Source organism: Devosia rhizoryzae (assembly GCF_016698665.1).
Taxonomy (GTDB): domain Bacteria; phylum Pseudomonadota; class Alphaproteobacteria; order Rhizobiales; family Devosiaceae; genus Devosia; species Devosia rhizoryzae.
In genome coordinates this window covers 1570753-1593103 of the sequence record NZ_CP068046.1, presented here as the reverse complement: position 1 = coordinate 1593103, position 22351 = coordinate 1570753, and the positions used below count along the sequence as shown (strand labels likewise).

General features: G+C 62.0%; 21 protein-coding genes. 18 read left to right on the top strand and 3 right to left on the bottom strand.

Translation table 11 applies throughout. From position 1 onward, the window contains the following. Positions 1–12 precede the first annotated feature (12 nt). The 3 genes from JI748_RS07915 to rpsI all read left to right on the top strand — a co-directional run bounded on the left by JI748_RS07915 (position 13) and on the right by rpsI (position 2274). Positions 13–1074: a COX15/CtaA family protein gene (locus JI748_RS07915; RefSeq protein ID WP_233280639.1), complete on the top strand. Its 1062-nt coding sequence runs from the start codon at positions 13–15 to the stop codon at positions 1072–1074. A gap of 251 nt (positions 1075–1325) precedes the next feature. Continuing rightward, positions 1326–1790 carry a 50S ribosomal protein L13 gene (gene rplM / locus JI748_RS07910; RefSeq protein ID WP_201636620.1) on the top strand — a complete coding sequence of 155 codons (465 nt, stop codon included), beginning with the start codon at positions 1326–1328 and terminating at the stop codon, positions 1788–1790. Position 1791: 1 nt separating this feature from the next. Beyond that, positions 1792–2274 (top strand): 30S ribosomal protein S9, encoded by a 483-nt coding sequence (gene rpsI, locus JI748_RS07905; RefSeq protein ID WP_201636618.1) that lies wholly within the window; start codon positions 1792–1794, stop codon positions 2272–2274. 183 nt (positions 2275–2457) lie between these two features. On the opposite strand, the gene JI748_RS07900 is transcribed toward rpsI, so the two are convergent. After that, complete coding sequence (locus tag JI748_RS07900; RefSeq protein ID WP_201636616.1) at positions 2458–3333, bottom strand: NmrA family NAD(P)-binding protein; 876 nt, start codon at positions 3331–3333, stop codon at positions 2458–2460. A gap of 61 nt (positions 3334–3394) precedes the next feature. Here JI748_RS07900 and JI748_RS07895 point away from each other — a divergent pair, with 61 nt between their 5' ends. Further along, a complete protein-coding gene (locus JI748_RS07895) occupies positions 3395–4033 on the top strand; it encodes an SdpI family protein (RefSeq protein ID WP_201636614.1) in 639 nt (212 codons plus the stop codon). A gap of 172 nt (positions 4034–4205) precedes the next feature. Next, the gene (locus JI748_RS07890) at positions 4206–5573 is read left to right on the top strand and encodes a dicarboxylate/amino acid:cation symporter (RefSeq protein ID WP_201636612.1); all 1368 of its coding nucleotides are present in this window, start codon (positions 4206–4208) and stop codon (positions 5571–5573) included. A gap of 61 nt (positions 5574–5634) precedes the next feature. Here JI748_RS07890 and JI748_RS07885 read toward each other — a convergent pair whose 3' ends face one another. Next, complete coding sequence (locus tag JI748_RS07885; RefSeq protein ID WP_201636610.1) at positions 5635–6891, bottom strand: cytochrome P450; 1257 nt, start codon at positions 6889–6891, stop codon at positions 5635–5637. A gap of 122 nt (positions 6892–7013) precedes the next feature. Between JI748_RS07885 and JI748_RS07880 the strand changes: the two genes are divergently transcribed. The 10 genes from JI748_RS07880 (at position 7014) to lon (ending at position 17139) form a co-directional block, all read left to right on the top strand. Continuing rightward, entirely contained in the window at positions 7014–7259 is a 246-nt protein-coding gene (locus JI748_RS07880; protein ID WP_201636608.1) for a BrnT family toxin, read from the top strand. Continuing rightward, on the top strand, positions 7256–7543 hold the full coding sequence (locus tag JI748_RS07875) for a BrnA antitoxin family protein (protein WP_201636606.1): 288 nt from the start codon (positions 7256–7258) through the stop codon (positions 7541–7543). The genes JI748_RS07880 and JI748_RS07875 overlap by 4 nt, the downstream gene beginning before the upstream one ends. Positions 7544–7553: 10 nt before the next feature. Continuing rightward, the gene (locus JI748_RS07870) at positions 7554–7781 is read left to right on the top strand and encodes a hypothetical protein (protein ID WP_201636604.1); all 228 of its coding nucleotides are present in this window, start codon (positions 7554–7556) and stop codon (positions 7779–7781) included. Positions 7782–8006: 225 nt separating this feature from the next. Continuing rightward, on the top strand, positions 8007–8636 hold the full coding sequence (locus JI748_RS07865; RefSeq protein ID WP_164535328.1) for an ATP-dependent Clp protease proteolytic subunit: 630 nt from the start codon (positions 8007–8009) through the stop codon (positions 8634–8636). Positions 8637–8810: 174 nt separating this feature from the next. Then, positions 8811–10088, top strand: coding sequence for an ATP-dependent Clp protease ATP-binding subunit ClpX (clpX, locus tag JI748_RS07860; protein WP_164535329.1), 1278 nt, complete (start codon positions 8811–8813; stop codon positions 10086–10088). A gap of 88 nt (positions 10089–10176) precedes the next feature. Beyond that, the gene (locus JI748_RS07855) at positions 10177–11343 is read left to right on the top strand and encodes a GGDEF domain-containing protein (protein WP_201636602.1); all 1167 of its coding nucleotides are present in this window, start codon (positions 10177–10179) and stop codon (positions 11341–11343) included. Positions 11344–11415: 72 nt separating this feature from the next. Next, positions 11416–12402 (top strand): iron-siderophore ABC transporter substrate-binding protein, encoded by a 987-nt coding sequence (locus tag JI748_RS07850; protein WP_201636600.1) that lies wholly within the window; start codon positions 11416–11418, stop codon positions 12400–12402. Then, positions 12395–13441 carry a FecCD family ABC transporter permease gene (locus tag JI748_RS07845; protein WP_407644950.1) on the top strand — a complete coding sequence of 349 codons (1047 nt, stop codon included), beginning with the start codon at positions 12395–12397 and terminating at the stop codon, positions 13439–13441. The genes JI748_RS07850 and JI748_RS07845 overlap by 8 nt, the downstream gene beginning before the upstream one ends. Then, entirely contained in the window at positions 13438–14487 is a 1050-nt protein-coding gene (locus tag JI748_RS07840) for a FecCD family ABC transporter permease (RefSeq protein ID WP_407644940.1), read from the top strand. The genes JI748_RS07845 and JI748_RS07840 overlap by 4 nt, the downstream gene beginning before the upstream one ends. A gap of 225 nt (positions 14488–14712) precedes the next feature. Further along, entirely contained in the window at positions 14713–17139 is a 2427-nt protein-coding gene (gene lon / locus JI748_RS07835; RefSeq protein WP_201636596.1) for an endopeptidase La, read from the top strand. 64 nt (positions 17140–17203) lie between these two features. On the opposite strand, the gene JI748_RS07830 is transcribed toward lon, so the two are convergent. Beyond that, positions 17204–18493, bottom strand: coding sequence for a glycosyltransferase (locus JI748_RS07830; RefSeq protein ID WP_201636594.1), 1290 nt, complete (start codon positions 18491–18493; stop codon positions 17204–17206). A 422-nt stretch (positions 18494–18915) separates the two neighbouring features. On the opposite strand from JI748_RS07830, the gene JI748_RS07825 reads away from it, so the two are divergent. The 3 genes from JI748_RS07825 to JI748_RS07815 all read left to right on the top strand — a co-directional run bounded on the left by JI748_RS07825 (position 18916) and on the right by JI748_RS07815 (position 22344). Then, complete coding sequence (locus JI748_RS07825; RefSeq protein ID WP_164535333.1) at positions 18916–20130, top strand: LL-diaminopimelate aminotransferase; 1215 nt, start codon at positions 18916–18918, stop codon at positions 20128–20130. Beyond that, positions 20127–21308: a 23S rRNA (uracil(747)-C(5))-methyltransferase RlmC gene (gene rlmC / locus JI748_RS07820; protein ID WP_201636592.1), complete on the top strand. Its 1182-nt coding sequence runs from the start codon at positions 20127–20129 to the stop codon at positions 21306–21308. Before JI748_RS07825 ends, rlmC begins: the two co-directional genes overlap by 4 nt. A gap of 64 nt (positions 21309–21372) precedes the next feature. Continuing rightward, positions 21373–22344, top strand: a complete 972-nt coding sequence (locus JI748_RS07815; protein WP_201636590.1) for an ABC transporter substrate-binding protein — start codon at positions 21373–21375, stop codon at positions 22342–22344. The last annotated feature ends 7 nt before the right edge of the window (positions 22345–22351 follow it).

Sequence of the window (22351 nt, the reverse complement as noted above, 5' to 3'; positions counted from 1 at the left end):
GGAAACCGCGCCGTGACCACGATCCAAGATGCCGCACCAGGCCAAATCAGCTTTGCCAGCGACCGCCTACGGCCCGTGCGCATCTGGCTCTACGGCCTTGCGGCCTTTGTGCTGCTGATTGTGGTCGTCGGGGGCATCACCCGCCTTACTGAGTCCGGTCTCTCCATCACCTCGTGGAAGCCGCTTTCCGGCGTCATCCCGCCGCTCAATCAGGCGCAATGGGATGCCGAGTTCGAGGCTTATAAGCAGATCCCCCAGTATTCGGTGCTCAACTCCTGGATGAGCCTCGACGACTTCAAATACATCTTCTTCTGGGAGTGGTTTCACCGCCTCTTGGCGCGCGCGCTCGGCCTCGTCTTCCTCGTGCCCTTCGTCATCTTCCTATTCCAGAAGCGCTTGAGCCGCGACCTGGCGCTGCCGCTCTTCGGCCTCTTCGTGCTCGGCGGTTTTCAGGGCGCGCTTGGCTGGTGGATGGTGTCGTCCGGCCTCACCGAACTCACCTCTGTCTCGCAATATCGCCTTGCCGCTCACCTGACGGCCGCGTCGCTTCTCTTCATTGCGCTCATCTATGTTGCCCGTTCGCTGACCCCCGGCCGCGTCCTTGGTCACGTCACGCGCTTCCACATGATCACCGCCGCTGTGCTCGTGGCGGCAGTCATCTTCCAGATCGGGGCAGGGGCCTTCGTTGCCGGTCTCGACGCCGGCATGGGCTACAATACCTGGCCGCTGATGGATGGCGCGATCATTCCCAATGGCCTCCTGGTCATGGACCCCGCCTGGCGAAACTTCTTTGAAAACGCGCTGACCGTGCAGTTCATCCACCGCATGATCGCCTACGCCATCGTGGCCTACATTGCCTGGTTGCTCTGGACCCGCAATCGCGATGGCGGCTTCGGCGGTGTGCATGGCTGGCTGCCCCGCCTCGGCCTCGTCGTCCTTCTTCAGGTCGCCCTCGGCATTGCCACGCTTCTCACCAGCGTCCCGATCAGCCTCGCCGTCGGCCACCAGGCCCTGGCCTTCATGCTCGCCGGCCTCGCCATCGCCTACCTCGCCGACCTCCGGCGCGTCGCTTAGATCCCGCACTTCTCATTCCTCTCCCGCCTGCGGGAGAGGGGGACCGCCAAAGGCGGTGGAGAGGGGAGCCCCTCGCTCAAATCAATGTTCACACCACAAGAAACATACGGTATAATAATACCGCATTCATAAGTCACTGTAATCTTTACGCTTTTTCACCCTCTTGACGCTACGGTGAATCTCCCCTACACCCCGCCTCGAACTGGCCGGTTCCTCGTGAGCCGGCCGCTTGATTTCATAGGATTTTCGACATGAGCACGTACTCGGCAAAACCGAGCGAGATCGAAAAGCAGTGGATGATCATCGACGCCGAAGGGCTTGTCGTCGGTCGCCTTGCTTCGATCATTGCCTCGCGCCTGCGCGGCAAGCATAAGCCGACCTTCACCCCCCACATGGACATGGGTGACAACATCATCGTCATCAATGCCGACAAGGTGAAGCTGACCGGCCGCAAGCTGGACCAGCACCGCTTCTACTGGCACACCGGTTACCCCGGCGGCATCAAGGACCGCACCGCGCGCGAGCTGCTGGAAGGCCGCTTCCCGAACCGCGTCCTCGAAAACGCCGTTCGCCGCATGATGCCGGGCGGCCCGCTGACCCGTGCCCAGCTCAAGAACCTGCGTGTCTACGCCGGCGCCGAGCATCCCCATGTCGCACAGAACCCGACCAAGCTCGACGTTGCTGCGATGAACACCAAGAACGTCCGGGTGAAGTAATATGGCTGAAACCATCAATTCTCTCGAAGACCTCGGCACCTCGGCAGCAGCTCCCGCCGCCAACACCGCACCGGTCCATGTCCAGAAGCTCGACAGCCTCGGCCGCGCCTATGCCACCGGCAAGCGCAAGAACGCCGTCGCTCGCGTCTGGATCAAGCCCGGCAAGGGCAAGGTCACCGTCAACGGCCGCGAATTCGCCAAGTACTTCGCCCGTCCGGTTCTCCAACTGATCGTGCAGCAGCCGATCGTCGCCACCGAACGCACCGAGCAGTATGACGTCAACGTCACCGTTGCCGGCGGCGGTCTCTCCGGCCAGGCCGGTGCCGTTCGTCACGGCATTTCCAAGGCGCTCAACTTCTTCGAGCCTGCCCTGCGTCCGACCCTCAAGAAGGGTGGCTTCCTGACCCGCGACTCGCGCGTCGTCGAACGCAAGAAGTACGGCAAGGCCAAGGCCCGCCGCTCCTTCCAGTTCTCCAAGCGCTAAGCTTCGAATTTTTGCGATTTCAAAGGGCCGGGAAACCGGCCCTTTTCTTTTCTTTCCTTCTCCCCTTTCGGGAGAAGGTGCCCGAAGGGCGGATGAGGGGTCACCTTCGACTCTCAGTCTATGTCTGCGCCCAGATCTACCTTCCCCCTCAGAAGGGAAGGCAAGCGAAGCTTAGCCGAAGGCTTAGCGCAGCTCGGAAGGGGGCGCCTTCTGCTGTCCAACTAGACCAGCCAAATATGCCTCCAACCCCACCTCACCACGCCAGACATCCTCGGGGAACTCCCCGTCCACCGTTGCCTCCGTCATCCGCGCAAAGCTGTGTGCAGACTCCGGCGAAAATCCCACCTGCCGGAAACTATCCTCCCAGCCATCCCGCGGCGTCGTCTGCACTTTGACCTCGCGCCCAAGCCATCGCCCCAGCACCTCTGCCACCTGCCCAAAGCGATAGCGCTCCGGCCCTTCCACATTGCGCAAGCCGACATCCTCGACGCCGCTCGTCAGCCGTTCCGCCGCCGCGCGTCCAAGATCCCTCGGCGCTACCATCGGTAATACAAAGTCCTCGGGGAAAGCTGTCGGCAACACGCCCTGACGCGCCGGCTCGATCAGCATATCGAGATTGGAAAAGTAGTAGGAGCCCCGATTGATCGCCACCGGAATGCCGCTTGCTAGAACGCGTCGCTCGAGCTCGAACAGCGTCGAGAGATCGCCAATGGCGTGGCCAGCCTGCGCCCCATAGGTCGAGGCCAGCACCACCTTTTTGAGCCCAGAATCCTCAAGCGCCAGCGCGATGCTCCGCCCGGTTTCGAGCTCGGCTTCCTCCGCATCGCCGCGCGGATCGCCCGGAGGGTTGAGCAGGAACGCCCGCTTGCCGCGCCCGAATGCTTTGCGCAAGTCGCGGTCGTTCCGGAGGTCGACCACCACAGGCTCGATACCCTCGGCACGGATCGCTTCGGCCCTTTGGTGACTATGGACGACTGCCAGCACGGCCTCGCCTTTGTCCCGCAAAGCTTTGACAACCTCGGACCCAACCCCTCCCGAGGCACCAAGCACGATGATCATGCTTCTGCTCTTTCCAAATTCGGCTTCTCACCTATATCTGCGCAAGCCCCGGATCGGTTCCATGCCCAGCCTCGTCACCCGCTTCCATCTGCTGATCTTCGGCGTGACTATCGCCATGGTCGGCGTCATCGTCGCCCATGTGCCCGCAAGCTTTGCCTTCCCAGCCCACTGGCGGGGCTCGACGGCTGACATCCTGTGGCCGCGCGATCGGGCTATCGCTGCGGCTCCACTGCTCCAAATCGCTATGATGGCCGCGTTCTTCCTGCTCGGTCGTGCCCTGACGAAAAATCACTTTGCGAAGACCCAGCACATCCTCGATCCAGTTTTGACGGTCACGCTAGCCACGGCTGCCGCCTGCCAGTTGTCGCTCGTGTTTCTGGCAATCGGCTCCGATCTCGATTTTTTCCGCCTGACAGCCTTCGGCCTTGCCGCAATACTTGCCATCTTTGCGGTTGTCATCTTCGAGGCAGAGCGCCATTCCTATGCCGGTCTGCGCATGCCCTGGCGCATCGGTTCGGACCGCGCCTGGGTCTTGGTGCACCGGCTCACCGGGATCATCAGCGGCGCCGCGGCAGTCACGCTCGCCTGGCTGGCCTGGGCCGATCCCGGGCCAGCGGTGCTGGTCGCCTCGATGACGGCGAGTCTGCTTGCCATCCCTGTAGTCGCTGCCCTGACAAGCCTGCTATCCAGGCGCCTCTAAGATGCTTTTTCTCTTATCGGCACGCTGAACGTAGAAAATTCTTCTAGCCGACCAGCAAAGGCAATGCCATTCGCTGCAAGAAAGCCAGCGGAAGCGTAGGTTGTGGTCAAACGTGTGGCTGACTGCACAACGTTTGAGCAGTCGTCACGCGCACCCGAAAGGCTCCTTCCCAATGCCCACCACAATCTCGGCCGCCGCGGCTCCGCGTGCGCCGAAACCGTTCTACCTCAACTTCGGTGTCCAGGTCCTGGCGGCCATGGTCATCGGCCTTGTCCTCGGCTTTATCGCCCGCAACATGGGTCCAGACGCCGCCGGCAATGCAAATTGGCTGACCCAGACTCTCGCAACCGTCGGCTCGTCCTTCGTGTCGCTGCTGCGCGCTCTTGTGCCGGTGCTGGTGTTCACCGCCATCGTCGCCTCGATCGCCAACCTTCGCGAACTCAACAATGCAGCCAAGCTGGTCTGGCAGACCCTACTCTGGTTTGCCATTACCGCGCTAATCGCCGTCGTCATCGGTATCGCGCTCGGCCTCATCATCCAGCCTGGCCTCAACACCGAAGTCGCTGCCGAAGCCGCACGCGCTCCTTCATCCACGGGGTCCTGGCTCGACTTCCTCAAGGGCCTGATCCCCTCCAACTTCATCGGCCTCCAAGCCTCCACCCGCGTCACCGACGGTTCGGCGACCACCAGCCTCAACTTCAACGTCCTGCAGATCCTGATCGTCTCGATCGTCATTGGCATCGCAGCGCTCAAGGTGGGTCCGGCGGCGGACGTCTTCCTCGCCTTCAACCGCTCCTTCCTCAAGGTCATCCACAAGGTCCTGTGGTGGGTCATCCGCCTCACGCCGATCGGCACCATCGGCTTGCTTGGCAATGCCGTGGCCGTTTACGGCTGGGACGCGCTGGCTCAGCTCGGCTGGTACGCCGCGGCCATCTATATCGGCCTCGCCCTTGTGCTCTTCGTCGTCTACCCGGTACTGCTGCAGATCAACGGCCTCAATCCGATCCGCTATTTCCAGAGCGCCTGGCCCGCCATCCAGCTCGCCTTCGTGTCGCGTTCCTCCATCGGCACTCTGCCGGTGACCGAACGCATCACTGAGAAGAATCTGGGCGTGCCGCGCGAATACACGTCCTTTGCCGTGCCGCTCGGCGCCACGACCAAGATGGACGGTTGCGCTTCGATCTATCCGGCGATCTCGGCCATCTTCGTCGCCCAGTTCTTCGGCATCAGCCTCGGCATCGAGCACTACCTGCTGATCGTCTTCGTTTCGGTCATCGGCTCGGCAGCGACTGCCGGCCTTACCGGCGCGACCGTCATGCTGACCCTGACGCTCTCGACCCTCGGTCTGCCGCTTGAAGGCGTCGGCCTGCTCCTGGCCATCGACCCGATCCTCGACATGGGCCGCACCGCGGTCAACGTCGCTGGCCAGGCGCTGGTCCCCACCATCGTCGCCAAGCGCCAGGGCATGCTCAACCAGGCGGTCTACGACAACGGCAAGACCATCGAAGACCTCGACGCCGAAGCCGTGCCTGCTGAGTAACGGTTGGTATTAAGGCGAAGTGCTCCTCCCCCGACTACCCGGGGGAGGCCGGGTGGGGGTCTTACCTCCACCCCACCATCAGCTTCTCGAGCCCATGGAAGTGATAAACATTTCCATAGCGCGGCGGCTCAACAATCCTGAGCTTCGGCAAGCGTTCGAACAACACGCCCATCGCTTCCTGCAACTCGATTCGTGCTAGCGGCGCGCCGATGCAGAAGTGAATGCCAGCACCGAAGCTGACATTGGCGCCATCGGTCCGGAACGGATCGAACCGGTCGGCATGAGCAAAGCGGGCAGGGTCCCGGTTCGCGGCGCCGAGCATCAAGCCAACGACGTCGCCCTTGCGCAGCGGAATGCCCTCTATTTCGGTGTCTGCCAGCACGTACCGGGTGAAGAGATGGAGCGGCGCGTCGAAGCGCAGGCACTCTTCAACGGTCTTTTCCGCCTGCTCTGGCGTTACAAAGAGCGATGCAGGATCGAGCCCGCTTTCTAAGATCGATTTCACACCATTGCCCGTCGTGTGCACCGTGGCTTCGTGCCCAGCATTGAGCAGGAGGATTGCAGTCGACATCACCTCGTCATCGCTGAGCACATCGCCTTCGCGGTCGCTGGTGAGCATGTGACTGAGGAGATCTTCCCGCGGTGCCCTGCGGCGCTCGGCGATCGCCTCGCGCAGATAGACCATGAAGTCGGCCGCCGCCAGGTTGGCGTCGAGCTCGGTCTCATGCGTCACGCCATACATGTACATGGTGACCATGCGGTTCGACCACTGCAGCAAAAGCGGCGCGGCTTCCGCAGGAAGGCCAATCATTTCGGCAATGACGATAGCCGGGATCGGCGCCGCAAAAGCCTTGATCAGGTCAACCTGATCGTACCCCTCGAACGCATCGATCGTGTCATGCGCCAGCTGCCGGATCCGCGGTCGCAACTGCTCGACCTGCCGCGAAACGAAGGCGCGATTTACCAGCGTCCGCAGTCGAGTATGCGCTGGCGGTTCTAGGTTCAGCAGCGAATATTGTTCGGTGAGATCGAAGTCAGCCGTGTGCGGCTTAGGCGGCGGCAACCCGATCTCCTCGCGCGTCGCTACGTGGAGGATTTCACGACCCAGGCGCTTGTCGCGAAGAAGGGCGCTGACCGAACGGAAATCCGAAAAGCACCAATGCCCATACTCCTCCCAAAAGAATGCCGGGTGGGAAGCGTGCTGCTGCCTATAGAAGGCATAAGGATTCTGGAAGAAAACCGGGTGCTGCGGTTTCGCAGAAGCGCGGAGATGGGCCGGGACATCGGTGATCGGCTTGACTTGGATAATGGCGGCCATGGTCTTGGAACTGGTTGCGACAGCTCGACCTTAAGGCCCGGCCACGCCAATGCAATCACCATCGACGCCGCACCGCTCCACTGGCAACATCATTGGATCGCCCTATTTAACGTGATACATAAATGAAGATCATTTGGGACGAGCCGAAACGACGCGCGAACTTGCTCAAGCACGGCTTGGACTTCGCGGACTTAACGCTCGAGTTTTTCGAGGATGCGTATTTCGAAGATACCAAGTTGGGTCGTCGCTTGGCGGTTGGGTGGCTGAATGGACGTGGCACAACCGTAGTCCATGTGCAGTATGGCTTGGAAGCAATCTCGGTCATCTCAATGCGCCCTGCGAGTGAGAAGGAGAGAGAAGCATTATGAACAAGGAATTTCGCGAAGGTCTTGGCTTCACCAAAGAGGATTGGGACGCGGTGGACTCCCCAGAACTTACGGATGAACAACTGGCTGGGCTGAAGCCACTTTCCGAGTTCGATCTTGAACTCTACGCGCGCATCCGCCGCGCCCGTGGCCGTCCCGCCGTCGCTGCCCCAAAGCAGCAAATATCTCTTCGGCTCGACCCGGACGTTATCGAAAAGTTCAAAGCCACAGGAAAGGGTTGGCAAGCGCGCATCAATGATGTTCTGAAGGCGGCAAAACTCGACTGAGGATTTTCCCGTGAGCGACATCACCGTTACCCAAGCCATCGACGCGATCTATGCCTCGATCCAGAATGGCAACGAAGACCTTGACCTGCACATCGCAGCCCTTAAGGGTGCCATGGGCAAGGAGGGCGCCAAGGAAGCGACCTTCGAGACCGCCAAGCTCGCACAAGGCAATCGGCAGGGCCGCAAGCTGATGCAATCCTACTTCAAGAAGAAGGGCGTCACCGTCGCCTTTGTCTGACGCTTGGCGCAACAAGACGCAGGTGCACTATTGAAGCGCGCCCCATTGCCGCCTATCTGTGCTTTTACCGCCCGTTAAGGCGGCGTCGCTGCAATCGGCCAGTCGCGCTGATTCGATTTTCCCGGCATGTCATCCTGCTCATCCGAGTGCGCGTTCGGGGCAGGGGCGTGCCAAACAACCAAGCCGCTCCGGTCCGCGACCTGGAGCATGGCCAAGGGGCATACTATGCGGGATCCGCACGATCTTTACATGAACACGCTCGTTCCCATGGTGGTCGAGCAGTCGAACCGTGGCGAACGCGCCTTCGACATCTACTCGCGCCTGCTGCGCGAGCGCATCATCTTCGTGACCGGCGTGGTCGAGGACAATATGGCCTCGCTCATCGTCGCACAGCTTCTGTTCCTCGAATCGGAAAATCCGAAAAAGGAAATTGCGCTTTACATCAACTCGCCCGGTGGCGTCGTGACGGCAGGTCTTTCCATCTACGACACCATGCAGTTCATCCGCCCGGCCGTGGCAACCATGGTCATGGGCCAAGCCGCGTCTATGGGTTCTCTGCTGCTTGCCGCTGGTGAAGCCGGCATGCGCACCTCGCTGCCGAACTCGCGCGTCATGGTCCACCAGCCCTCCGGCGGCTTCCAGGGGCAGGTCACCGACATCCTGATTCATGCCAAGGAAGTCGAGGGTTTGAAGCGCCGTCTTAATCAGATTTATGAAAAGCACACCGGCCGCACCTACGAGGAAATCGAGAACGCTCTCGAGCGCGATCGCTTCCTTTCGCCGGAAGAAGCCAAGGCCTTTGGCCTCATCGATACCGTGCTCGAAAAGCGCATCGTGCCCGAGGCGACGGTCTGACTTTCGACCCGTTAAGCACTTTGCCCTTGCGCCGTGGACTGTGATCCGGGTGCAATTGCACGCAGCCGGAACGATCTTTAAGGTCGTTTCGGCTTAGACTTTCTTTATGCCTTGGGCGTTAGCGTCGTTGCTAATGTCTAGATTTGGGGGTGCTCAACCCCCGGGAGTGACTGGATGTCCAAAGAGACCAATACCGGCGAAACCAGCAAGAATACGCTGTACTGCTCGTTCTGCGGCAAGTCGCAGCATGAAGTACGCAAGCTGATCGCTGGTCCGACCGTATTCATCTGCGATGAGTGCGTTGAACTTTGCATGGACATCATCCGCGAAGAGAACAAGACCTCCATGGTCAAGTCCTCCGACGGCGTGCCCACCCCTGCCGATATCTGCAAGGTGCTCGACGACTACGTCATCGGCCAGTTCCGCGCCAAGCGCGTGCTCTCCGTGGCCGTGCACAATCACTATAAGCGCCTCCACCACGCGACCAAGAACCAGGACGTTGAGCTTTCCAAGTCCAACATTCTGCTGATCGGCCCCACCGGTTCGGGCAAGACGCTGCTGGCCCAGACCATGGCCCGCATCATCGACGTGCCCTTCACCATGGCCGATGCGACGACGCTGACCGAAGCCGGCTATGTCGGTGAAGACGTTGAAAACATTATTCTGAAGCTCCTCCAGGCTGCCGACTACAACGTCGAAAAAGCCCAGCGCGGCATCGTCTACATCGACGAAGTCGACAAAATTTCGCGTAAGTCGGACAATCCGTCGATCACTCGCGACGTTTCGGGCGAAGGCGTGCAGCAGGCCCTGCTCAAGATCATGGAAGGCACCGTTGCCTCCGTGCCGCCGCAGGGTGGCCGCAAGCATCCGCAGCAGGAATTCCTGCAGGTTGACACGACCAACATCCTCTTCATCTGCGGCGGCGCTTTTGCCGGCCTCGAGAAGGTGATTTCGGCACGCGGTGAAGGCTCGGGCATCGGCTTCTCGGCAACCGTCAAGGACCCCAACGATCGCCGCATCGGCCAGGTGCTTGCCGATGTCGAACCCGAAGATCTGGTGCGGTTCGGTCTCATCCCCGAATTCATCGGCCGTCTGCCGATCCTTGCCACGCTCGAAGATCTCGACATCCCGGCACTGATCGAAATCCTGACCGCACCGAAGAACGCGCTGGTGCGCCAGTACCAGCGCCTGTTCCAGATGGAAGACGTGGAACTGACCTTCCACGAGGACGCTCTCAAGGCGATTGCCGAAAAAGCCATCGAGCGCAAGACCGGTGCCCGCGGCCTGCGGTCGATCCTCGAAGGCATCCTGCTCGACACCATGTACGATCTGCCTTCGCTTGAAGGCGTCGAAGAAGTGGTGATCTCGGAAGAAGTGGTGAAGGGCAAGGACGTGCGTCCGCTTTACATCTATTCCGATCGCAAGAAGGAAGACGCGCCAGCTTCCGCTTAAAGCGAGCGCGCTCACGAACCAATCCTTTACGGCCTCCAGCTTAGATGCTGGGGGCCGTAAGTGTTTCTGCGGCCCGTCAGGAGGCGCTGTGGACGCAGCCTATACCCTCGACATGCCGACGCTCGTTGTAGCGCGGATCGCCAGCGTGGTGGTCTTCGCCGTCGCCGTGCCGATCATGACGATGCGCCGGAACCGTCCGGAAACCGTGCTGTTCTGCTGGTCGCTGGTCATGGCGATCTGCAGCTGGGGTGCGATCCTTGCGGCTGTGGGCACGCGAAATATCCTGCTGACCGCGCTCTACACCGGCTGCATCAGCGGCGTCGTTTCCCTCCAATGGGCAGCAGTCGTCACCCTTACCGGCCGCAAGCTCCACCTGGCCTGGTTCGCGCTCCCGCCGGCCCTCGTCGTCGTTGCTGTCCTCGGCTTGCGCTTGAACTCCGAAAACGCAGCGCATTTCAATGCCATCGTCCTCAGCCTGCAACTCGCCGCCGCCGCTGTTTTCGTGCTGCGCAATGCGTCCAAGGTCGTGCGCTACAGCACCGCTTTCCTGATGGCCTCGGGCTACGCGATCTCGTTTTGCAGCGCCATCGCGCGGCCGATCGAAGCCATCCTCATGCCCGGCGTGCGCTTCTCGCCGCTTTCCGGGGAGATGGTCAATTCGATCCCGTTCATCGCCAGCTATGTCGGCACCACGATCATCATCCTGTCCTGGCTGGCGGCGCTCAAGGACCGTGCGGAGTCGACGCTTGCCGATCTCGCCTTCCGCGACGAACTGACCCAGCTTTCCAATCGTCGAGCCTTGCGGGAGCAGGGGCGCAAGCTTTGGACGAGCTCTCGATGGCAGGGGACAGCATTCACGCTGGTTGCGCTCGATCTCGACCATTTCAAGCAGGTCAACGATCTCTTCGGTCACGACGAGGGAGACCGGGTGCTCGCCACCTTCGGCGAGGCCATTCGCGCAGCACAGCCCACACCGCGGATCGCCGCGCGCATGGGCGGTGAGGAATTCTGCCTCATCTATATCGGCGTGGACGCGCGCACCGCGCACGACTTCGTCGAAGCTCTGCGCGACTCCTTCGGCGAAAAGCTGAGGCTTCCCAATGGGCTGCCAGTTCGGTTCAGCGCCGGCATTGCCCAATCCAGTCCGGCCGACGAAAGCATCAACTCCGTTTTCCGCCGGGCAGACGATGCCCTCTACAACGCCAAGGCCTCGGGCCGCGATTGCACCATCATCGGCTCGGCCCTGGCCGCCTAAGACGCCGCCGGTTGCTTGACAACCAAACACCGCCCTGAAATATGACGTCCAATATCATAATTGGAGGGCTTCATGCTCAACGTGGCCAGTATCGCGGCGTCTTTCACCTTTGTCGCCGCAAGCTTTGTTGCCGGCGCTGCGATCGCGCAGGACTATCCGCTGACCATCGAGCATGCGCTGGGTACGACCACGATCGAAGCCAAGCCCGAGCGCATCGTCACCGTCAACTGGGCCAATCACGAAGTGCCACTGGCACTCGGCGTTGTCCCCGTCGGCATGGCTTTCGCTAATTTCGGCGACGACGACACCGATGGCCTCTTGCCCTGGGTCAAGGAGCGTCTCGATGAGCTTGGCGCCGAAACCCCGGTTCTGTTCGACGAAGGCGACGGCATCGACTTCGAAGCCGTAGCCGCCCTCGATCCCGACGTGATTCTTGCCGCCTATTCCGGGCTTGACCAGCAGACCTATGACACGCTGAGCGAGATCGCTCCGGTCGTCGCCTATCCGGAAGCTGCCTGGTCGACCGACTGGCGCGACATGATCCGCTTCAATTCCATGGGCATGGGCATGGCCGCCGAAGGCGAGCAGCTGATCGCCGACCTTGAAGCCGAGATCAAAGCCGTCGCCGCCGAATATCCAGTGCTCGAGGGCAAGCCGGCAATGTTCATTACCCACCTCGATACGACCAACCTGTCGACCGTCAAGTTCTACACCAACCACGACACGCGCGTGCAGTTCTTCGAAGACCTCGGCCTCGCCATGCCGAAGTCGGTAATCGATGCTTCCCAAGACGGCGCCTTCTCCGGTGAAGTCAGCGCCGAAAACATCGACGCCTTTAACGACGTCAAGCTTCTCGTCACCTATGGCGGCCAGGAACTGATCGACGCCCTCAATGCCGATCCGCTGACGTCCAAGATGCCAGCCGTCGCTTCGGGTGCCATTGTCACCCTGGGCTCCGACCCGCTCGGTACGGCCGCCAATCCGACGCCGCTTGCTATCTCTTGGGTCCTCAAGGACTACGTCAAGTTGCTGGCCGACGCTGCTGCCAAGGCTGAATGATCAGGCTTTGACCACCACGACTTTGCGGGCGCCCGATCTTGGGCGCCCGACGCGTTTAAGGCTGTTCTGGCTCTGCGTGGTTCTTGGCCTCGTTGCCATCTGCTGCGCGCTCTCCATCGCCATCGGCGCCCGCAATGTCGGCTTCGGTGACATCGTTGCAGCCTTTGGCGGTGCCACCGACACGATCGAGCAAGCCGCCATCGCCAAGCGTATCCCGCGCACCGTTCTGGCTGCCCTGGCTGGCGCAGCACTCGGCCTTGCAGGTGCCGTCATGCAAGGCGTCACCCGCAATCCGCTCGCTGAACCCGGCATTCTCGGCGTCAACATGGGCGCAGCGCTTGCCGTCGTCATCGGCCTTGCCTGGTTCGGGCTGGCTTCGGCCCAAGCCTATATCTGGACTGCGATCCTCGGCGCCGGGCTTACTGCGGTTTTCGTCTTCGCCATCGGTTCCTTGGGCCGGGGCGGACCGACGCCGCTGAAACTGGCGCTTGCTGGCACCGCCACCACAATCGCACTTGGAAGCTTCGTCACCGCCGTCATCCTGCCGCGCAACGACATCGCCGAAGGCGCGCGTTCCTGGCAGATCGGCGGGGTAGGGGGCACCTCGTTCGCCATCATCTGGCAGGTCGTGCCCTTCCTCGTCGTCGGCTTCGGTCTTTGCCTCCTTTCCGCCCGCAAGCTTAACTCGCTGGCCCTCGGCGACGATCTTGCCGCGGGTCTTGGCGAAAACGTCGTTCTAGCTCGCTGGCTGGCTTCGCTCGGCGCCGTTATCCTCGCCGGCGCCACGACGGCAGTCTGCGGCCCGATCTCCTTTGTCGGCCTTCTCGTGCCGCACATCTGCCGCCTCATCGTCGGCGTCGATCATCGCTGGCTTCTGCCATTCTCGGCACTGGGCGGCGCCATCCTGCTCCTCAGTTCCGACGTCATCGGCCGCATCGTCGCCCGTCCCGGCGAACTCGATGTCGGCATCGTCACCGCCTTTGTCGGCGCGCCGGTCTTCATCTGGATCGTGCAACACTACCGGGGGAGGGACCTGTGAGCGCCATCCTGCCGATCAGCGCGAACGAGGTCGCCGCCGTCTCCATCGTGCGGCGCCGCCAGTCTCTGCGCCGTAACCTCGTAACGGCGCTCCTGGCCATCCTCGTCATTGCCGCCTTCGGCACGACCCTCATGGCCGGCAAATCATTTGTCGGCCCCCTCGACGTGATACAAGTTCTGCTCGGCGCCGATATGGGCGGCCTCAACTTCACCGTCGGCCAGCTGCGCCTGCCTCGCGCCGTCCTCTCCATCGTGGCCGGCCTGAGCTTCGGCCTTGGCGGCGTCGCTTTCCAGACCCTGCTGCGCAATCCGCTGGCGAGTCCCGACATCATCGGCATCTCCAACAGCGCCAGCGCGGCAGCCGTCGTGGCGATCATTGTTCTGGGCCTCGAGGGTAGCGGTGTCGCCCTCTTCGCCGTGGTGGCAAGCCTCGCCGTTGCGCTTTTTATCTTCCTCCTCTCCTTCCGCCGCGGCGGCTTTGGCGCAAGGCTGATCCTCACCGGCATCGGCGTCTCCGCCATCTGCCAGTCGATCATCTACTATGTCCTCTCCCGCGCCCCCGTCTGGGACGCTGCCGAAGCGACGCGCTGGCTAGCGGGCAGCGTAAACGGCGCCGCCTGGCCGCAAATCCTCCCGGCGGCCATTGTCCTGGTCGTCTGCGGCGCCGTGCTGTTCAACCGCGCCAACGCGCTCGAAACCATGCGCCTCGGCGAAAACACCGCCGCCTCGCTCGGAGTGCGCGTTAACCTCTCCCGCATCCTGATCCTGATGTCCGCCGTAGCGCTGATCGCCTTCGCCACCGCCGCTGCGGGCCCCATCGCCTTCGTGGCGTTTCTGTCGGGTCCTATCGCTACCCGCCTCGTCGGCCATTCGGGCTCCATGCTGCTGCCCGCAGCACTCACCGGCGCTCTCCTCGTGCTGGTCTGCGACTTTGCCGGCCAATATCTGCTCGGCGCCCGCTTCCCAGTTGGCATCGTCACTGGGGCTTTGGGCGCGCCTTATCTGATCTACCTGATCGTCGTGTCGAACCGCGCCGAGAAGACCTGAGCCGGCGCATCCGCCCTGAACCCAAGGCACATCGCTGTTCCCGGCATCGTTTGCACATCTCCTGTGCGTTGACGACAACTTGGTCACAAATCGGCAAGCCTTGACTTGCGAAGGGGGTAGGGCACCCTATTTATTAACCGGAATCGACCAGCCTCGCATGATTGGCCGATCGTTATACGGGCGCGCTTTCTTCCTTCCTCCGGCGCGCCCCGGAAAGGAAATGTGATGTCGGAAGCTACTTCCCCCGGCGAAAACAGCCGGGACCGGGTCTACCCGGTTCTCCCCCTGCGCGACATTGTCGTCTTCCCCGGCATGATCGTGCCGCTGTTCGTTGGCCGGGAAAAGTCGGTCAAGGCGCTGGAAGAGGTCATGCGCGACGACAAGCACATTCTCGTCGTGACGCAGAAGAACGCGCAGGATGATGATCCGGCCCCGGATCAGATCTACCCCACGGGCACCATTGCCACCGTTTTGCAGCTGCTCAAGCTTCCGGACGGCACCGTCAAGGTGCTGGTCGAGGGCCTGCATCGTGCGACCATCGATAATTACCTGCAGACCGAGGACTATTTCGAGGCCGAGGCCTCCATCCTCCCCGAGCCTGCGGAAGACGCGACCGAAATCGAAGCGCTGACCCGTTCGGCCACCTCCGAGTTCGAAAACTACGTCAAGCTCAACAAAAAGATCTCCGCCGAGGTCGTCGCTGCCGTCGGGCAGATCGAGAATTCAAGCAAGCTGGCCGATACCATCGCCAGCCACCTCGTGATCAAAATCCCCGAAAAGGAAGAGTTGCTCGAAACCGTTTCGGTCATCGAGCGCCTCCAGAAGGTCATTGGCCTTATGGAAGGCGAGATCGGCGTGTTGCAGGTCGAAAAGCGCATCCGCTCCCGCGTCAAGCGGCAGATGGAAAAGACGCAGCGCGAGTACTACCTCAACGAGCAGATGAAGGCGATCCAAAAGGAATTGGGCGACGGCGAAGACGGTGCCAACGAGATCACCGAGCTCGAAGAGCGCATCGCCAAGACCAAGCTTTCCAAGGAAGCCCGTGCCAAAGCCGACGGCGAGATCAAGAAGCTCAAGGCCATGAGCCCGATGTCCGCCGAGGCAACGGTCGTTCGCAACTATCTGGATACCCTGCTCGGCCTGCCCTGGGGCAAGAAGAGCAAGGTCAAGCGCGATCTGCTGCTGGCCGAAAAGGTTCTCGACGCCGATCACTACGGTCTCGAAAAGGTCAAGGAACGTATCCTCGAATATCTGGCCGTGCAGGCCCGTACCGGCACGCTCAAGGGTCCGATCCTCTGCCTCGTCGGCCCTCCGGGCGTCGGCAAGACCTCGCTCGGCAAGTCTATCGCCAAGGCTACCGGTCGTGAATTCGTTCGCATGGCCCTCGGCGGCGTGCGCGACGAAGCCGAAATCCGCGGTCACCGCCGCACCTATATCGGGTCCATGCCCGGCAAGATCATCCAGTCGCTGAAGAAAGTGGGCAAGAACAACCCGCTGTTCCTCCTCGACGAGATCGACAAGATGGGCCAGGACTTCCGCGGCGATCCGTCGTCGGCCTTGCTTGAAGTGCTCGATCCGGAACAGAACAACTCGTTCAACGATCACTACCTCGAAGTCGATTTCGACCTGAGCGACGTGATGTTCGTCACCACTTCGAACACGCTCAACATTCCGGGTCCGCTGATGGACCGCATGGAGATTATCCGTCTCTCGGGTTACACCGAGGAAGAAAAGCACGCGATCGCCAAGCAGCACCTTATCCCCGAAGCCGCTCGTGAAAACGGCGTGGCCCATGGCGAATTCGTGCTCAGCGATGAGATGCTGATGAAGGTCGTTCGCGGCTATACCCGCGAAGCCGGCGTCCGCAATCTCAAGCGCGAGATCTCCAAGCTGATGCGCAAGGCCGTGACCGACATCGTTCGGACCAAGGTCAAGTCCATCGAGATCACCGATGAAAAGCTCGCCGAATATCTCGGCCCGCAGGTGTTCAAGCATGGCGAGATCGAAGCCGAAGCCCAAGTCGGTCTCGTGACCGGTCTCGCCTGGACCTCGGTCGGTGGCGAAATTCTCACCATCGAAGGCGTGATGACGCCGGGCAAGGGCCGCATGTCGGTCACCGGCAACATCAAGGAAGTGATGAAGGAATCGCTGACCGCCGCCACGGCCTATGTGAAGTCCCGCTCGATCGACTTCGGCATCAAGCCGCCGCTGTTCGATACGCGTGACATTCACGTCCACCTGCCCGAAGGCGCCACCCCCAAGGATGGTCCGTCGGCCGGTATCGGCCTCGCCACGGCGATCGTTTCGGTGATGACCGGCATTCCGGTCCGCAACGATGTCGCCATGACCGGCGAAATAACGCTGCGGGGCAGGGTGCTGCCCATCGGCGGGCTCAAGGAAAAGCTGCTTGCCGCGCTTCGCGGAGGCATCAAGACCGTGCTCATCCCCGAGGAAAATGTGCGCGATCTCATCGAGATCCCGGACATCGTCAAGGAAGGCATGGAGATCGTTCCGGTCTCCCGCATGGACCAGGTCATCGAGCGTGCCCTGGTGCGCAAGCCCGAGGCCATCGAATGGGATTATGATGCCCAGCCCGCGGTCCCCGCCAAAGTGGACCCGGTAGACGACGCCCCGCTCGGGGTCACCCACTAAAGCAAATGGCGGCCTCCGGGCCGCCATTTTTGTTTCTGGTCATCGGTGGGAAAGAAGCGCTCGTCTAGCCCGCTACGGGAAACCGCCGTGCCCCCGCCTGTGCCGCAGCCACGGTCGCCTCGATGAAATCGACGGCCGTCTCGATGCCGGTTTCCTCGGATAGTGCCTTGCCGACGGACTTGGCATTGGCCGCCATCGCCGGATTGGTGGTGAGCTCGGTCAAAGCATCCGCCAGCTTGTCCGCCGTCAGCGACCGCAATCGGACCGGAGCCGGCCCACAACCGAGCGCACGCACGCGCCGGCCCCAATAGCGCTGGTCGTAAGCCTGCGGCACCGTAAAGGTCGGCTTGCCGGCGCGCAGTCCCGCTGCGGTGGTCCCAGCGCCGCCATGATGCACGACGGCTGAAACCAGCTGAAACAGCTTGTCATGCGGCGCTTCGTCCACGGCGAAAACATTGGCCGGCAGCTCATCGGTATTGATGCCCCCCCAGCCGCGCGCCACGATCGCTCGCCCGCCCCAGCGCCGCAGCGCCTCACGAAGGATTTCCGTATTGCGATCCGCCCCGAACGGCATGGAACCAAAGCCGATATAGACTGGCGCCGGTCCCGCATCCAAAAACTGCTGCAGTTCCGCGGATGGCGTCCAACCCGAAATATCGTCGAGATACCAGAAGCCGGTGACCACCGCCGTCTGCGGCCAATCGCGCGGGCGCGGGGAAACGATGGAGGAAAAATTGTAGAGCGTCGGCAGGTTGTTGCCCAGGCTGTCCTTGAACAGCCCACCGCGCTTGCGCGCGTTTAGCCCCATCAAGCCCTTGCGCAGCTTGTCGCGCGGCAGATCGAAATAGGCCTGCTGGATGTTCATCGCGATATAGCTGAGCTTGTTGAACGTCGGCCCCAGGTCCGGCATTTCATAAGCGCTCACCGGAAATTCCCGCGTCGGGTTGAGCGGCTGCATCGCCGTCATGATCACCGGAATATTGAGCGCCTCGGCGATGTCGATGCCGAAGCTGGTATTGATGTTGACGACCATGGCATCGGCGCCCTGGGCCATGTCCCAGGCATTTTCCGCCGCCCGCATCACCAGCTCCTGCCCGGAGCGCAGCAATTGCGGGAAGTGGTGAAATTTCATCTTGCTGATCGCGTTGTCGAAACGCGATTCTTGCAGCCATTCCTGGATCTTGGTTCCCATGCTGTGGAACTCGATCCCATGCGCGGTGACGAGACCTTCGAAGTCTGAATTGGTGCCCAGCACCACGTCATAGCCACGCTGCTTGAGCTCGATCGCGAGGGCCAGATACGGCCTGACATCGCCGGCGGTGCCGATCGTTGCGATAGCGATGCGCTTACTCATCCACCCACCTGGAAACACTCTGCGGCTCAGCCGGCATCGCCGATACATGTAAGGCTCGGTCGCCATTTACAAGGGCGCGCGAACACCCCTATAAAGCTCCAGCCGCGTTTGGACGTGGTACCAGAAAGCATTTCTTAAGGGCAAGAGACATGGCGTCTCCGTTCACCGTCGCATTGGTTGGAGCATTGCTCGCCGGCGCATTGGTGGCAGCCCCTGTGGCTGCCGCAGCGGCAAACGCCCGATAGCTCTTCCCGCATGGCCACCAAGTGGCCGGGAGGAGCCGAAAATGCTGATCCGCCCAGCCATGCCGGGCGCTTAACCCGTTCAAAACCATAATTCCGCGATAATCGACCCTCCATATGAGGCAGCGCCAGAGCGCGTCGCGGCCAGTCTGGTCCTTAGCTGGACCACCGAGGAATCACATGAGCGAAGTTTTCCATCGCATCCGCCGTCTTCCCCCTTACGTCTTTGCCCATATCGATCCGCTCAAGGCCAAGGCGCGCGCCGATGGCGTCGACATTATCGATCTCGGCATGGGCAATCCGGACATGCCGACGCCCGATCACATCGTGGCAAAGCTCCAGGAAACGGTGAAGGATCCGCGCACCCATCGCTATTCCACGTCCCGCGGCATTCCCGGTCTCCGCAAGGCCCAGGCCAGCTATTATGGCCGCCGCTTTGGCGTGAAGCTCAATCCCGATACCCAGGTCGTCGCCACCCTCGGCTCCAAGGAAGGCTTCGCCAACATGGCCTCGGCCATCACCGCCCCCGGCGACGTGGTTCTGGTGCCAAACCCGACCTATCCCATCCATTCCTTCGGCTTCATCATGAGCGGCGGCGTCGTCCGCTCCATGCCGGCCGACCCGAATGAAGACTTCATGCGCTCGCTCGATCGCGCCGTGCGCCACTCGATCCCCAAGCCTATCGCGCTGGTCCTCAACTACCCGGCCAACCCGACCGCCTACACGGCCGATCTGGATTTCTACACCGAAGTCGTCAAATACTGCCGCGCCAACGACATCTTCATCCTCTCCGATCTCGCCTATTCCGAGATCTATTTCGATGAAGACGCGCCGCCGCCCTCCGTGCTGCAGGTGCCCGGCGCCATTGATATTTCGGTCGAGTTCACCTCGATGTCCAAAACCTATTCCATGCCCGGCTGGCGCGTCGGCTTCGCCGTCGGCAACGAGCGCCTGATCGCCGCGCTTGCCCGCGTCAAATCCTACCTCGACTATGGCGCGTTCACCCCCATCCAGGTCGCGGCCGTCGCTGCCCTCAACGGCTCCGACGACGTCATCTCGGAAGTCCGCAAGGTCTACAAAAACCGCCGCGACGTTCTGGTCGATAGCTTCGCCCGCTCCGGCTGGGACATTCCCGTGCCGAAGGCCACCATGTTCGCCTGGGCACCGATCCCGGCCCAGTTTGCCCATATGGGCTCGCTAGAATTTGCCAAGCTCCTGATCCAGGAAACCGGCGTCGGCGTCGCCCCCGGCGTTGGCTTCGGTGAATATGGCGATCAATATATCCGCCTCGCTTTCGTCGAAAACGAACAGCGCATCCGCCAGGCGGCCCGCAACGTCAAGAAGCTGCTCGGCGGCAAGGGCGGGCAGGGCAATGTCGTCCCGCTGACCGCTTGAGCCACGAAGCGATGATCCTGGGGGAGGCGGCGCAGCCGGCTCCCTCGCTCCTGAGCGGCGCGATGCAGTGCGGCTACTTCGACCGCTTCGAGTGCCGCTCCTGTACGCTGATGGGCGTGCCTTATGGCACCCAGATCGACGGCAAGCTGGCCCATGCGCGCCAACTGCTGGCGGCCTGGCCCGATGCGCAATGGCTGCCGCCAATGCTCAGCAGCCCCGCCGCCTTCCGCAATCGCGCCAAGATGGTCGTCGGCGGCACTGCGGAGAATCCGACCCTCGGTATTCTCGACGCCGCGCAACACGGCGTCGATTTGACAGGCTGCGGCATTCTAGCCCCCGAACTGCATGTCGCCTTCGCACCGATCAAAGCCTTCATTACCCTGGCACACCTTACCCCCTATGACGTGCCCACCCGCCGCGGCGAGCTTAAGCACGCCCTGCTGACCCTTTCCCCCGACAGCGACCTGATGCTGCGCTTCGTCTTGCGCTCCACGGAGCCGCTTGGCCGCATTCGCAAGCATCTGCCCAGCCTTCTCGCCACCCTGCCGCAGCTCGCGGTCGTCAGCGTCAATCTCTTGCCCGAGCATAAGGCCGTCCTCGAAGGCGACGAAGAGATCATGCTGCATGGCGAGACCCTGGCCATGCGCCTCGGCGGCCACACGCTTCATCTGCGCCCCGCCAGCTTCTTCCAGACCAATACCGAGATCGCCGCCGCGCTTTATGCCCAAGCCCGCGAGTGGATCGACGAAACCAGCGCGCATTCCGTCTGGGATCTCTATTGCGGCGTCGGCGGCTTCGCCCTCCACGTCGCCGGGCCGAGTCGCCATGTGCACGGTGTCGAGATAAGTGCCGCCGCCATCGACTCGGCACGCCTCAGCGCAGCCGAAGCCGGCCTCACCAACGTCACGTTTACCGTCGGCGACGCCACGGCTCTCAGTGCTGCCGAGCCACCCGACGCCATCATCGTCAACCCGCCGCGCCGGGGCCTCGGCGCCCAGCTCTGCGCCACGCTCGAAGCCTCGGGCGTCCAAACCATCGTCTATTCCAGCTGCAACGCCGTAACGCTCGCCCGCGACATTGCCGCCATGCCGAGCTACCGGCCCCAGCGCATTCGGCTCTTCGACATGTTCCCGCAGACCGACCACTACGAAGTCATGGTGCTGCTGGCGCGCGTCTGAAAATTTACATGACAACGAATGTCACCTTTCGTATGGAGAACCAATTCCACGCAAAAGGTGATCCATGTCGATCCGCCATCTCGCCCTCGTCGCAGCGCTCGCCCTCGGTCTCACCGGCACCGCCATCGCGCAAGACTTCCCCGTCACCATCCAGCACGCCTATGGCGCGACCACGATCGACGCCAAGCCGCAACGCATCGTCACTTGGGGCTGGAGCAATGAGGACGTCGTCATCGCGCTGGGCGAAGTGCCGGTCGGCATACCCTTCCAGTCCTACGGCGGTGGAGACAATGGCGTCCACGAATGGGTCGAGGAAGCCCTCGCAAAACTGGGCGCCGAGATCCCGACCGTCCTCGAAGCCTCGGCGGAGCCGCCGATCGAACAGATCGCGTCACTTCAGCCCGACATCATCATCGCCGCCTATTCCGGCATCACCGAAGACCAATATGCGCTGCTTTCCGGCATCGCGCCGACCATCGCCTATATTGGCGCGCCCTGGTCCACCTCCTGGCAGGACCTGACGATCACCATCGGCGAGGCGCTTGGCCACAAGACCGAAGCCGAGGCGTTGCTTGCCGACACCAATGCCTGGGTGGAAGCTGAGTTCGCCAAATATCCGGAGCTCAAGGACGTCACGTTCGCGAGCGCCAATGATTTCGATGGCGCCATGGCCGTCTATGCACCGCTCGACGCCCGTATGAAGTTCCTGACCGATTTCGGCATGGTCATGGACCCAAGCGTCGCAGCGCTCTCGCCGGGCGATGACGCTTTCTACTACCCCCTCAGCTACGAACTCTTCGACCAGCTCGAGGCCGATATCTTCATCACCTATCACGAAGAGCAGTCGGCGCTCGACGCCTGGCTCGCCACCCCGCAGGCCCAGACCTATCCCCCCGTCGTCAGCGGCGGTCTCGCGGCGCTGGTCGGCACCGAAAATGTCGCTGCGGTGTCCCCGCCCAGCATTCTGTCGCTCCGCTGGGGATTGCCTCGTTACCTCGATGTGCTGGGCACCGCCGCTCGCGCCGTCACCAATTAAGGAAACT

What these genes read in the sequence shown, in the direction of transcription:
- rplM (WP_201636620.1), top strand. Translation starts at nt 1,326, where the DNA reads ATGAGCACGTACTCGGCAAAACCGAGCGAGATCGAAAAGCAGTGGATG.
- rpsI (WP_201636618.1), top strand. Translation starts at nt 1,792, where the DNA reads ATGGCTGAAACCATCAATTCTCTCGAAGACCTCGGCACCTCGGCAGCA.
- JI748_RS07900 (WP_201636616.1), bottom strand. Translation starts at nt 3,333, where the DNA reads ATGATCATCGTGCTTGGTGCCTCGGGAGGGGTTGGGTCCGAGGTTGTC.
- JI748_RS07895 (WP_201636614.1), top strand. Translation starts at nt 3,395, where the DNA reads ATGCCCAGCCTCGTCACCCGCTTCCATCTGCTGATCTTCGGCGTGACT.
- JI748_RS07890 (WP_201636612.1), top strand. Translation starts at nt 4,206, where the DNA reads ATGCCCACCACAATCTCGGCCGCCGCGGCTCCGCGTGCGCCGAAACCG.
- JI748_RS07885 (WP_201636610.1), bottom strand. Translation starts at nt 6,891, where the DNA reads ATGGCCGCCATTATCCAAGTCAAGCCGATCACCGATGTCCCGGCCCAT.
- JI748_RS07880 (WP_201636608.1), top strand. Translation starts at nt 7,014, where the DNA reads ATGAAGATCATTTGGGACGAGCCGAAACGACGCGCGAACTTGCTCAAG.
- JI748_RS07875 (WP_201636606.1), top strand. Translation starts at nt 7,256, where the DNA reads ATGAACAAGGAATTTCGCGAAGGTCTTGGCTTCACCAAAGAGGATTGG.
- JI748_RS07865 (WP_164535328.1), top strand. Translation starts at nt 8,007, where the DNA reads ATGCGGGATCCGCACGATCTTTACATGAACACGCTCGTTCCCATGGTG.
- clpX (WP_164535329.1), top strand. Translation starts at nt 8,811, where the DNA reads ATGTCCAAAGAGACCAATACCGGCGAAACCAGCAAGAATACGCTGTAC.
- JI748_RS07850 (WP_201636600.1), top strand. Translation starts at nt 11,416, where the DNA reads ATGCTCAACGTGGCCAGTATCGCGGCGTCTTTCACCTTTGTCGCCGCA.
- lon (WP_201636596.1), top strand. Translation starts at nt 14,713, where the DNA reads ATGTCGGAAGCTACTTCCCCCGGCGAAAACAGCCGGGACCGGGTCTAC.
- JI748_RS07830 (WP_201636594.1), bottom strand. Translation starts at nt 18,493, where the DNA reads ATGAGTAAGCGCATCGCTATCGCAACGATCGGCACCGCCGGCGATGTC.
- JI748_RS07825 (WP_164535333.1), top strand. Translation starts at nt 18,916, where the DNA reads ATGAGCGAAGTTTTCCATCGCATCCGCCGTCTTCCCCCTTACGTCTTT.
- JI748_RS07815 (WP_201636590.1), top strand. Translation starts at nt 21,373, where the DNA reads ATGTCGATCCGCCATCTCGCCCTCGTCGCAGCGCTCGCCCTCGGTCTC.